The organism is Cupriavidus sp. WS (assembly GCF_000395345.1).
Classification (GTDB): domain Bacteria; phylum Pseudomonadota; class Gammaproteobacteria; order Burkholderiales; family Burkholderiaceae; genus Cupriavidus; species Cupriavidus basilensis_B.
In genome coordinates this window covers 1-11339 of the sequence record NZ_AQPL01000003.1, presented here as the reverse complement: position 1 = coordinate 11339, position 11339 = coordinate 1, and the positions used below count along the sequence as shown (strand labels likewise).

Genomic DNA, 11339 nt, shown 5'->3' with positions numbered 1-11339 from the left:
CCGCCGATGCCGCGCCGGCCGCCGACAAGCCGCGCGCGATTTCCACGGTGCTGACCGGCGGCGTGGTGGCCGCGGTGTGCGGCCCGGCCATCGCCGCGTGGAGCAGCGACCTGCTGGTGGCGCAGCCGTTCGCCGGCTCCTACGCGGTGGTGGCGGTGTTCGGGCTGGCCACCGTCCTGCTGCTGGCGTTCGGCTACCGCGACGCGCCCGCCCACGCCGCGGCGCGGGAGCATGGCGCCGCGCTGCCCGCGCGCCCGCTCGCGCAGATCGCGCGCCAGCCGGTGTTCCTGGCCGCGTTCGCCAACAACGGCATCGGCAACGCGGTGATGATGTTCGTCATGACCGCCACGCCGATCGCCGCGGTGGCGTGCGGCCACACCATCGGCCAGGGCGCGCAGATCATCGAGTGGCACCTGGTCGGCATGTACGCGCCGTCGTTCTTCTCGGGCTGGCTGTTGCAGCGCTTTGGCCGCGGGCCGATGCTGATGTGCGGCATCGCGCTCGCCGCAGTGGGTTCGCTGGTGGCGCTGGCGTCCACCGCGGTGCCGGCGTTCTACGTGGCGCTGCTGTGCCTGGGCGTGGGCTGGAATTTCATGTTCGTCGGCGGCACCACCTTGCTGGCGGAAAGCTACCGCCCGGCCGAGCGCGCGCGCACCCAGGCGCTGGCCGAGTTCGCCGCCGCGGCGCTGACCGCGCTGGCCACGCTGGCGGCCGGGCAGGTGCTGTACCGCTACGGCTGGCAGGCGGTCAACCTCGCCGTGCTGCCGGCGCTGGCGGTGGCGCTGCTGGTCACGCTCGGATGGCAGCGCGGCGTGGCGCGCCGCGCGGTGCTGGCCGGATGACGGCGCGCGCCGGTATGATCGGCGGGCCGTCCCTCTTCACAGGTTTCCCACACACGCCATGCCAGCCAGCCTTCCCCTGCCGGACGATCCGCCGCGCATCGTCGTGATCGTCGCGCCGGACCCGGCGCAGGAACTCGACGTGACCGGGCCGAGCGCGGTGTTCGGCCACGCCAACCGCCTCGAAGGCCGCACCGCGCCGGCCTACGACATTCGCGTCGCCAGCGCGCGCGACGACGCCATGGTGCGCACCGAGAGCGGCCTCCGGCTGCTGGCCGACGCGCCGTACCACCGCATCGGCGAGATGCTGCCCGGCCCGATCGACACCCTGCTGATCGCCGGCGGCGCGGGCCACCGCGCGGCGGCCGAGGACGCCCGCCTGGTCGACTGGATCCGCGCGCAGGCGCCGCGCGTGCGCCGGCTGGGCGCGGTGTGCACCGGCGCCTTCGTGCTGGCGCGCACGGGCCTGCTCGACGCGCGCCGCGCCACCACGCACTGGCGCCACGCCGCGCGGCTGGCCGCGCAGCATCCGCAGGTGGAGGTCGACCCCGACCCGATCTGGATCCGCGCCGGCGAGCTCTACACCTCGGCCGGCGTCACCGCCGGCATGGACCTGGCGCTGTCGCTGGTGCAGGAAGACCTCGGCCACGCCGCCTCGCTGGCGGTGGCGCGCGAGCTGGTGCTGTTCCTGCAGCGCCCCGGCAACCAGGCGCAGTTCTCCACGCTGCTGCAGGCGCAGAGCGCGCAGAACCCGGAGCTGCGGGAATTGCAGGGATGGATGGCGCAGCACCTGGCGCGCGACCTGTCGGTGCCGGTGCTGGCCGAGCGCGTGGCCATGAGCCCGCGCAACTTCGCGCGCGTGTTCGCGCGCCAGGTCGGCGAGACGCCCGCGCGCTACGTGGAGCGCCTGCGCGTGGAAGCGGCGCGGCGCCTGCTGGAGAAGGATGGCCGCCGCCTGGAAGGCATCGCCCGCGCCACCGGCTTCACCAATGCCGACGTGATGCGGCAAGCGTTCCAGCGGCACATGCAGACCACGCCCGAGCGCTACCGGGCGGCATTCCGCGCCTGAACGGGCAAGCCCACGGCAGCGGGAGAGGGCGCGGGAGCGGGAGCGGAAACCCGCTCAGCGCTGCCCCTGCAGCGCGGCGATGCGCTGCTCGATCGGCGGGTGGCTGGAGAACAGCGACAGCCACGACCTGCCGCCGGCGATGCCCATCGCCTGCATGTTCTGCGGCAGGCCGTCGGGCGCCAGGCCGCCGAGGCGGCGCAGCGCGGCGACCATCGGCGAGGGCGTGCCCATCAGCCTGGCCGCGCCGGCGTCGGCGCGGAACTCGCGGTGGCGCGAGAAGGCGGCCACGATGATGCTGGCCAGGATGCCGAACACGATCTCGCACACCACCACGGTGATCATGTAGCCGATGCCGGGGCCGCTCGACTCTTCGTCGTTCTTGCGCAGCATCGAGTCCACGAAGTAGCCGACCACGCGCGCGAGGAAGATCACGAAGGTGTTGACCACGCCCTGGATCAGCGTGAGCGTGACCATGTCGCCGTTGGCGATGTGGGCCACCTCGTGCGCCAGCACGGCTTCCACCTCGTCGTGCGACATGCTTTGCAGCAGGCCGGTGGAGACCGCCACCAGCGAGCTGTTCTTGCTGGCGCCGGTGGCGAAGGCGTTGGGCTCGCCTTCGTAGATGGCGACCTCGGGCATCGGCAGGCCGGCGCGCTGGGTCAGTTTCTGCACGGTCTGCACCAGCCACAGTTCGGTGCTGTTGCCCGGGTGCGTGATGACCTGGGCGCCGGTGGACCACTTGGCGATCATCCTGGACATCAGCAGCGAGATGAAGGAGCCGCCGAAACCCATCAGCGCGGCGAACGCCAGCAGCATGCCGAGGTTGAGCCCGTTGGCGGTGAGGAAGCGGTTCACGCCGAGCAGGCTGGCGGTGAAGCTGAGCACGAGCATGACGGCGAGGTTGGTCGCCAGGAAGAGCAGGACGCGTTTCATTTCTTGTCTGTGAGGAAGGTCAGTCTGGTCAAGGGAACAACGGCAAAGCGGCGCTGGCACCTTGCGCGCGCGTGCGCGCCGCGCGGAGTGCGCGCACGCGGCGCCGCGGACGGCGCACGGGTGCCGGCGGCAAGGTGCGGGAAGCGAGGTGCGCGCCGGGCCGGCGCGCGGGGAATCAGGCGCTGGGAGGGCGCTGCTGGAGGGGGAGGTCGGGATCGGGCAGCAGGCCCGCGCGGTGCGCGGGCGCGCTGCCGCGCGCGAGGCCGGCGGCGAAACGCAGCGGCGCGGCGGGCAGCAGGGATTCGGCGAGGTCGGCGCCGCCCTGGGCCGGGTCCTTCGCGTCGCCGGTGTCCTGGCCGGCGGGATCGGCGTCGGCATCGGTATTGGCATCGAATGCCGAAAGCATCGCGGCAGCCTGGGCGGCGCCTTCGCCACCGCGTTCATCGGCCGCGGCGGCGAACGCCTGTTCGTGCGGCGCGCCGATGTTGCCGCCCGCGCACGTGGCCGCGCCTGCCCAGCTCTGGAAGGGCATGACGGCGAGCATCAGGAGCAGCAGCAACAGGCGGATGGGGCGCACGAAGGATGACGTCGGGTTCAGGTTCGCGGGATCGAAGGGTTCGACACGAAACCGTGCCGGGAATTCTACAGGATGCCGCAATACGCATGCGGCCGCGCGCCGGGGTAGGGCGGGCGTCACCCGGCCGGGCTCATCCGGTGATGCGCCGCGCCGCGCGCGTGCCCCACCACGCGGCTTCCTCGAACACGGACAGGCCGGACAGGTCGGCATGCGCGAACAGGATGCGCCCGTCGGCGTCGCGCAGCGCGGCGGCGCCGGCATTGGCGAGGAAGCCGGGGCGCGGCGAGGCCATCGCGTGGCCGCGCACGGTGATCTCCGCCGCGTCGGCATGGCGCCAGAACGCGCGCCCGTAGGCGGCGCGCAGGTCGGTGGTGGCGTAGTCCATCAGTTCGGCCGGGGTGGCGGCGGCGAGCCAGCGGCGCGTGTCGGCCGGCGCGCGCGGCGCGGTGCCCGCCGCCATGTCCGGCGCCGCGGCGGCATCGAGCGGGCAGTAGGCGGTAAACACCGTGTCGGCCGGCATGGCCTGCCGGATCAGCTGGTGCGTGCTGACCACGTAGCCGAGGCCGCGCCCGCCGTGCACCACGTTGTCCCACGCCAGCGGCACGCCGGGCCGCTCGTCCGGGAAGCCGCGCAGGCGGAAGCTGGACACCAGCCACGGCGCGCTCGGCGGCAGGTGCCGCGCCGGGTCGAAGCCGAACGCGGCGAGCGGCGCCACGTGGGCGGCCACGTGCAGCGGCATGGCGCAGATCACGCGGCGCGCGCGGATGCGGAACAGGCGCGGCGCGCCGGCGGCCGTGCCGCCGGGCCATTGCGCGCACAGCACGCGGACCTCGCGGCCGTGCTCGCGCACCTGCACGGCCATGCCGGGCTGGCGCCACGGCCGCGTGCCGGTCTTGCCGGTCGGTGTGCCGCCGGCGCGGCGCGCGTCGATGCGCGCGGCCAGCCGCGCGACCAGCGTGTGCAGGCCGTCGGGCCACGTCAGCACCGCGCCGTCGGCGGCGTTGGCCGCGTGGCCGGCGCGGCTGGCGAAGTAATACACGCCGGCCCAGGCCGAGATCGCGTCGTGGCCGGCGCCGTAGTCGTCGCGGCAGCAGTAGTCGACATAGGCGTGCAGCGTGGGCGAGGTGAAGCCCTCGGCGGCCATCCACTGGCGCATGCTCTGCCGGTCCAGCGCGGTCCAGGCCGGGTCCTGCGACGCCAGCGCCAGCGGAATCGCGAACGCCTTGCGGCCGTCGCCGCCGCGCGCGTCCTTGAGCTGCGCCATGCGCGCGAGGAAACGCGCGTGCTGGGCCGCTTCCGCGCCGGCCACCGCCTCGCTGGGCAGCAGGCCGTCGTGCCACTTGCCGTCGAACAGCAGGCGCTCGTCGGGCGCGTGCACCAGCGCGCGCTCGTCGAACTCGGGCCGCGCGCCGAACGGGTCGCGCGCGATCACGCCGGTGTCGGCCAGCATCTCGCGGATGTGGGCGGATTCGAGCGAGGGCAGCGGCAGGTAGTGCGCGCCGCGCGGAAAGCCGAGTTCGCCGAAGCGGCCCGCCGCCGCGTTGCCGCCGAACTCGGGGCCTTCGACCAGCAGGAAGTCGCGCAGGCCGGCGCGCGCCAGTTGCCACGCCGCGCTGAGGCCGGCCACGCCGCCGCCGAGGATGGCGACCTCGGTCACGATTTCGTCCTGCGGCGCCGGCCACGACGCGGCGTCGCGCAGCGCATGGCCCTCGGCCATGCCCGGGCGCAGCACCGCGGGCCACGGCTCGCGCAGGCCGACGCCGGCCAGGAAGCGGCGCGCCTCGTCGCCGAGCCGGTCGCAGCCGGCCAGCAGGCCGGTGCCCGCCGTACCCGCCGCCGCGATCAGGAAGCGGCGGCGGTCCATGCCGGCTCCGTGCCCGTGTTCCTGCCGGTCGATGCCGCGGCGCTAGCGAATGACATTGCGCCAGTCCTGCTCGAAGTCATGCACCAGCGTCTGCTCGTTGAGCCGGTTCGCGCGCGCCTCGCGCGGCGCCATGTCGGCCGGGAAGCGGAACATCAGCGCGGTGCTGTCGGCGTCGAGGAATTTCATCGGCACGTCATAGTGCGTGGGCGGCGTGTAGTCGGCGCGCTTGCCGGCCAGGATGAAGCCCCATTCGCCGAACGACGGCACGTAGGCGTGATAGGGCCAGGTATGCAGGCCGGCCTCGCGCAGCGTGGCGTCGATGTCCCAGAACGAGCGCGGCGCGAAGTACGGCGAGGTGGACTGCACCACCGCGTAGCCCTTCTCGGCCAGATGGTGCGCGAGCAGCTTGTACATCGGCACCGAGTACAGCTTGCCGAGGCCGAAGTTGGACGGGTCGGGCAGGTCGACCACGATGGCGTCGAACATGTCGTCGTGCTGCTCCAGCCATTGCGCGGCGTCGGCGTTGACCACGCGCACGCGCGCGTCGGTGAGCGAGCCCCGGTTCAGCGCCACCAGCGGCGCGCTGCGCGAGAACAGCGTGGTCATGGCGGGGTCGAGGTCCACCAGCGTGACGTGCTCGATGTTGCGGTGCTTGAGGATCTCGCGCGCGGCCAGGCCGTCGCCGCCGCCGATCACCAGCACGCGGCGCGCCCACGGCAGCGCCTGCAGCAGCGGGTGCACCAGCGCCTCGTGGTAGCGGTGCTCGTCGCGCGAGGAGAACTGCAGGTTGCCGTTGATGTACAGGCGCAGGTCGTCCTTCCAGCGCGTGATCACCAGCCGCTGGTACGGCGTGCTTTCGCTGTGGATGATCTCGTCGCCGAACATGCCGCGCTCGGCCCAGTGCGTCAGTTGCCCCGAGCCGAGGAAGCCGCCGGCCAGCAGCGCGAGCACCAGCGAGGCGCGCAGCAGGCGCGGCACCACCGCCTTGAGCTCGGCGCGGAAGATGTGGATCGTGACCAGCGCCACGCCGGCGTTGAGCATGCCGAACAGGAAGCCCGTGCGCGACAGCCCCAGGCGCGGCGCCAGCACCAGCGGGAACACCAGCGACACCGCCAGCGCGCCGAGGTAGTCGAACGTCAGCACGCGGCTGACCAGCTCGCTGAAGGCGTTGCGGCGCGCGTTGAGCACGCGCATCACCAGCGGGATCTCCATGCCGACCAGCACGCCGAGCACGAACACCAGCGCGTAGAGCGCGGTGCGGAACGGCGCCGACAGCCACGCGAACACCACGAACAGCAGCGCCGCCGAGACGCCGCCGAGCAGGCCGATCAGGATCTCGATGTCGATGAAGCGCGCCAGCACGTCCTCGTCCTTCACGTAGCGCGACAGCCACGAACCCACGCCCATCGCGAACAGGTAGCAGCCGATGATCGAGGAGAACTGGAGGATGGAGTCGCCCAGCAGGTAGCTGGACAGGGCGCCGGCGATCAGCTCGTAGCCGAGCCCGCAGGACGCCACGATCAACACCGAAAGAACAAGGGTACGGTCGCGCATCGGTTCGGGTGCGTTGCGGGGGCGGGAAGCGGGCAAGAGGCGAGAAGAGGGACGGGAAGGGACGGGAGGGCCGGCGCGGGCCGGCGGCATGGCGCCCGCCGGATTGCAAATTGTTGCGATGTACGTAAATGGACGACGATATACTTGAGCGCCACATACTTGAGCGCTACATGCCGCCGCGCGGCCGTCCGCATCATCCTGTACGGATCATGCGTGCTGAACGGACGGCTTGCCGCGGCGCCACGGAACCCGCCGGAGAACATCGATGATGCAAGGCATCTACGCTTACGTGCTGCACCTGCTGGCCGGCCTGGCGCTGCTGGCCGTGTTCGTCGGAGTCTACACCAGGATCACGCCGTTCCGCGAGTTCGCGCTGATCCGCCAGGGCAACCTCGCGGCGGCGTTGTCGCTGTCGGGCGCGATGATCGGCTTCTGCTTCACGCTGTCGTCCAGCATCCAGCACAACGACACCTTCCTGATGTTCGTGCTGTGGGCGGTCGGGGCCATGCTGGTGCAGGCGCTGGCCTATGCCGGGCTGGCGCGCGCGCTGCCCGACATGGACGCGGCCATCGAATCGAACAACGTCGGCATGGGCGGGCTGATGGGCGCCATCTCGGTCACGGTCGGCGCCATCAACGCCGCCTGCCTGTCCTGAAACATCGCGCAACCTGGGGATTGCCATGAGCATCGGATCGTTCATCAAGAAGCAGTTCATCGACATCATCCAGTGGACCGAGGACAGCGATGGCGTGCTGGCCTGGCGCCACCCGATGGAGGACATGGAAATCCAGTACGGCGGCAGCCTGACCGTGCGCGAGTCGCAGATGGCGGTGTTCGTCAACGAAGGCAAGATCGCCGACGTGTTCGGGCCCGGCATGTACAAGCTCACCACGCAGACGCTGCCGGTGCTGACCTACCTGAAGAACTGGGACAAGCTGTTCGAGTCGCCCTTCAAGTCGGACGTGTATTTCTTCAGCACGCGCCTGCAGATCGGCCGCAAGTGGGGCACGGCGCAGCCCGTCACCATCCGCGACGCCGATTTCGGCATGGTGCGGCTGCGCGCGTTCGGCCTGTACTCGTACAAGATCGCCGACGTGGCGAAGTTCTACACCGAGATCAGCGGCACGCGCGCCGAGTACACGCGCGACGAGGTGGAGGAGCAGCTGCGCAACCTGCTGGTCGCCACCATGACCGCCACGCTCGGCGGCGCCGCGGTGCCGTTCCTCGACATGGCCGCCAACCAGGCGCTGATGTCGCAGACCATCCGCGAGCGGCTCGCGCCCGAGTTCGAGCGCTACGGCGTGGCGCTGGACAATTTCGCGGTGACGAACGTGTCGCTGCCGGAAGAACTGCAGAAGGCCATCGACACGCGCATCTCGATGGGCATGATGGGCGATATGGCCAAGTACACGCAGTACCAGGTGGCCAGCTCGATCCCGCTGGCCGCGCAGAACGAGGGCGGCGTGGCGGGCCTGGGCGCGAGCCTCGCGGCCGGCGCCGTGATGGGCCAGGCGATGGCGGGCGGACTCGGCGCCGCCGCGCCCGCGCCGGCCGTGCCTCCCGCCGCGCCGGCTGCTGCTGCGGCTGCTGCGCCGGCGGCCGACGACCCCGCCGCGCGCCTGCAGAAGCTCAAGGACCTGCTCGACAAGGGCCTGATCTCGCAGGCCGACTTCGACAACGCCAAGGCCGAGATCCTGAAGAAACTGGTCGGCTGACGCGCGGCGCATGCAAGAGATCAACTGCCCAAGCTGCGGCGCGCCGGCGGCGTTCCGCTCGTCGGCCGCCGTGATGGTGGTGTGCGAGTACTGCCACAGCACGCTGCTCAAGGATGCGGACACGGTCAGGGACATCGGCAAGATGTCCGCCGTGCTGGAGGACTACACGCCGCTGCAGCTCGGCACCGGCGGGCAATGGGACGGCCAGGGCTTCACGCTGGTCGGGCGCATCCAGTTGCGCTACGACGCCGGCCTGTGGAACGAGTGGTACCTGCTGTTCGACGACGGCAGCGACGGCTGGTTGGCCGACGCCTCCGGGCAGTACATGCTGACGCGGCGCCATGCCGCCGGCGCGCAGGCCGGCGCAGCCCAGCTCGATGCAGCCCAGCTCGACGGCGCGCCGCTGCCGCGGTACGAGCATCTCGCGCCGGGCGCGAGCCTGTTCTTCGACAAGCACCGCTACCTCGCCAGCGACGTGCGCAGCGCGCGCTGCACCGGCGGCCAGGGCGAGCTGCCGTTCGCGGTCGGCGCGGGCTGGACCGCGCAGGTGGCGGACTTCCGCGACGAGGGCCGCTTCGTCACGCTCGACTACGCCGACGGCTACCCGCCCGCGGTCTACACCGGCGCGGCGGTCACGCTGGACCTGCTCAAGTGCCAGTTGCTGCGCGACAAGGAGCAGATCGCCGGCAGCGCCGACCGCTACCGCGGCAAGGCCGTGCCGCTGGCCTGCCCGGGCTGCGGCGGCCCGATCGCCTACCGCGCCGGCGTGGCCAGCTTCGTGGTCTGCCCGAGCTGCCACAGCCAGATCGACTGCACCACCTCGACCGCGCTGGTGCTGGAAAAGCAGCGCGAGCTCGACGCGCTCCAGACCAGCCTCGCGCCCGGCGACACCGGCACCATCGACGGCACGCCGTACACCGTGCTGGGCCTGATGCAGTGCACCGACCGCGACGAGGACGAAGCTTCCACCTGGGTCGAGTACCTGCTGTTCAGCGAGCAGCGCGGCCTGCTGTGGCTGGTCGAGCAGGCGGACGGCTGGGACCGCGTCGAGGTGCTGGACACGTGGCCGCGCACGGTGTCCGGCGATGCCGTGAGCTACCAGGGCCAGACCTTCCGGCAGGGCTACGACTACCAGAGCGAGGTGCTGTACGCGGCCGGCACCTTCAACTGGCGCGTGCAGGTCGGCGACACCACGCGCCTGACCGAGTACGGCAAGCGGGCGCGGCGCCTCACGCGCGAGACCTCGGCCACCGAGATCGTCTGGACCCTGTCGACCACCGTGGCGCGCGCGCAGGTGGCGCAGTGGTTCAAGTCCAGCCCCGGGCTGGCGCAGGCCGCGCGCGCGCTGCCGGCGGCGCGGCCCGCGGACAGCAGCGCGGATCTGGCCTTCTGCCGCAAGAGCGCCAAGGTCTACGCCATTCTTCTCGCCATCCTCAACGTGCCCGTGGCCCTGGTCACGGGCCGGGGCTGGTTCACCCTCGTGATCGGCTTCCTGCTGCTGTGGGCGCCGATCTGGCTGGTCCGGCGCTGGGCCGGAAAGGACTGAGTCAGCGTGCGTCTGCTTTACCTCGTCTACGGCATCATCGTGCTGTTCGGCACGACCTTCTTCAACCTCGGCGACACCGGCCGCGCGGGCTCCGGCTCCTCGGGCTCGTCCGGCTACTCGGGCGGGCGCGGCTGGGGCGGCGGCTCGTCCGGCTCGAGCGGCTGGTCCTCCGGCGGCGGCCACAAATGAGCCGGCGGAGCGCGCAGCCATGAACGCCCCGGCCCTGCCGTGCCCGGCCGTGCTCGGCCACCACCTGCTGGCCGACCTGCAAGGCGTGGCGGCCGAACTGCTGGCCGACGCCGCGCTGGTCGAGCGCGTGCTGTACCAGGCCGCGCAGGCCGCCGGCGCCACCGTGGTGGACGCGCGCTTCCGCCATTTCGGGCCGGGCCTGGGCGTGACCGGCGTGCTGCTGCTGCGCGAGTCGCACATCAGCATCCACACCTGGCCGGAATACGGCTTCGCCGCGGTGGACGTGTTCATGTGCGGCGCGGCCCGGCCGGCGCTGGCGGTGGAGGTGCTGCGCGCGGCCTTCGCGCCGCGCGCGCTGCACGTGCGCGACGAGGCGCGCGGCCCCGCCGTGGCGTGAGCCGCGCTGGCAGGACCGGGCGCGATGGACTAGACTCAAGGCAACCCTGTAACGACTACAGGGTCTTTTGCCTGATGCAGGCGTCACCCGGAGTCGGCATGAGAATCGGTGAACTGTCCCGCCACAGCGGCTGCGACGTGGAAACCATCCGCTACTACGAGCGCGAGGGCCTGCTCGACGCGCCCCAGCGCGAAGACAACGGCTACCGCCGCTATGGCGACGGCCATCTGCTGCAGCTCAATTTCGTGCGGCACTGCCGCTCGCTGGGCATGAGCCTGTCCGACGTGCGGCGGCTGCGCGACTTCGAGCGCGATCCCACGCTCGCCTGCGACGACATCAACGCGCTGCTGGACCGCCAGATCGAGCAGATCCACGCCCAGCGCGTGGCGCTCGAGGCGCTGGAAGGCCAGTTGCGGGCGCTGCGCCATACCTGCGGCGGCCAGCAGCATCCCGCCAGCGAATGCGGCATCCTGCAGAACCTCCAGCAGGCCGCGGCCGGCGCCGCCTGCGAATGCCATCCGCATCCCCAGGGCCATCATTGACGCCTGCTGGCGTCTTCGGCGCCTTCTTAAGAGACGGCCGCGCCTGTGCTACGATCCCCTTTGTCCGCCGCGCACCACGCTGGTGAAAAGCGGCGAATACGGCGTGCCGGCGAG

At 71.9% G+C, this 11339-nt stretch carries 12 protein-coding genes; 8 read left to right on the top strand and 4 right to left on the bottom strand.

Annotation, left to right across the window (positions count from 1 at the left end; translation table 11 throughout):
- Both K206_RS37200 and K206_RS0100235 read left to right on the top strand, forming a co-directional pair.
- A partial coding sequence (locus K206_RS37200) for an MFS transporter (RefSeq protein ID WP_020200398.1) occupies nt 1–842 on the top strand: 842 nt, incomplete at its 5' end.
- 58 nt (nt 843–900) lie between these two features.
- Nucleotides 901–1908 carry a GlxA family transcriptional regulator gene (locus K206_RS0100235; protein WP_020200397.1) on the top strand — a complete coding sequence of 336 codons (1008 nt, stop codon included), beginning with the start codon at nt 901–903 and terminating at the stop codon, nt 1906–1908.
- A gap of 54 nt (nt 1909–1962) precedes the next feature.
- Here K206_RS0100235 and htpX read toward each other — a convergent pair whose 3' ends face one another.
- The 4 genes from htpX to K206_RS0100215 all read right to left on the bottom strand — a co-directional run bounded on the left by htpX (nt 1963) and on the right by K206_RS0100215 (nt 6836).
- On the bottom strand, nt 1963–2841 hold the full coding sequence (gene htpX / locus K206_RS0100230) for a protease HtpX (protein ID WP_020200396.1): 879 nt from the start codon (nt 2839–2841) through the stop codon (nt 1963–1965).
- A 175-nt stretch (nt 2842–3016) separates the two neighbouring features.
- Entirely contained in the window at nt 3017–3538 is a 522-nt protein-coding gene (locus K206_RS0100225; protein WP_231401514.1) for a hypothetical protein, read from the bottom strand.
- A gap of 10 nt (nt 3539–3548) precedes the next feature.
- Nucleotides 3549–5282, bottom strand: coding sequence for an NAD(P)/FAD-dependent oxidoreductase (locus tag K206_RS0100220; protein WP_020200394.1), 1734 nt, complete (start codon nt 5280–5282; stop codon nt 3549–3551).
- 42 nt (nt 5283–5324) lie between these two features.
- Nucleotides 5325–6836, bottom strand: coding sequence for a polyamine aminopropyltransferase (locus tag K206_RS0100215; RefSeq protein WP_029043049.1), 1512 nt, complete (start codon nt 6834–6836; stop codon nt 5325–5327).
- A 268-nt stretch (nt 6837–7104) separates the two neighbouring features.
- On the opposite strand from K206_RS0100215, the gene K206_RS0100210 reads away from it, so the two are divergent.
- The 6 genes from K206_RS0100210 (at nt 7105) to K206_RS0100185 (ending at nt 11225) form a co-directional block, all read left to right on the top strand.
- Nucleotides 7105–7491, top strand: coding sequence for a DUF350 domain-containing protein (locus K206_RS0100210; RefSeq protein ID WP_029043048.1), 387 nt, complete (start codon nt 7105–7107; stop codon nt 7489–7491).
- Between the two features lie 25 nt (nt 7492–7516).
- Nucleotides 7517–8551 carry an SPFH domain-containing protein gene (locus K206_RS0100205; protein WP_020200391.1) on the top strand — a complete coding sequence of 345 codons (1035 nt, stop codon included), beginning with the start codon at nt 7517–7519 and terminating at the stop codon, nt 8549–8551.
- A 10-nt stretch (nt 8552–8561) separates the two neighbouring features.
- Nucleotides 8562–10097 (top strand): DUF4178 domain-containing protein, encoded by a 1536-nt coding sequence (locus tag K206_RS0100200; protein ID WP_020200390.1) that lies wholly within the window; start codon nt 8562–8564, stop codon nt 10095–10097.
- Between the two features lie 6 nt (nt 10098–10103).
- On the top strand, nt 10104–10286 hold the full coding sequence (locus K206_RS0100195) for a hypothetical protein (protein WP_020200389.1): 183 nt from the start codon (nt 10104–10106) through the stop codon (nt 10284–10286).
- A gap of 19 nt (nt 10287–10305) precedes the next feature.
- Nucleotides 10306–10683 (top strand): adenosylmethionine decarboxylase, encoded by a 378-nt coding sequence (gene speD / locus K206_RS0100190; RefSeq protein ID WP_020200388.1) that lies wholly within the window; start codon nt 10306–10308, stop codon nt 10681–10683.
- Nucleotides 10684–10781: 98 nt separating this feature from the next.
- The gene (locus tag K206_RS0100185) at nt 10782–11225 is read left to right on the top strand and encodes a Cd(II)/Pb(II)-responsive transcriptional regulator (protein ID WP_020200387.1); all 444 of its coding nucleotides are present in this window, start codon (nt 10782–10784) and stop codon (nt 11223–11225) included.
- The last annotated feature ends 114 nt before the right edge of the window (nt 11226–11339 follow it).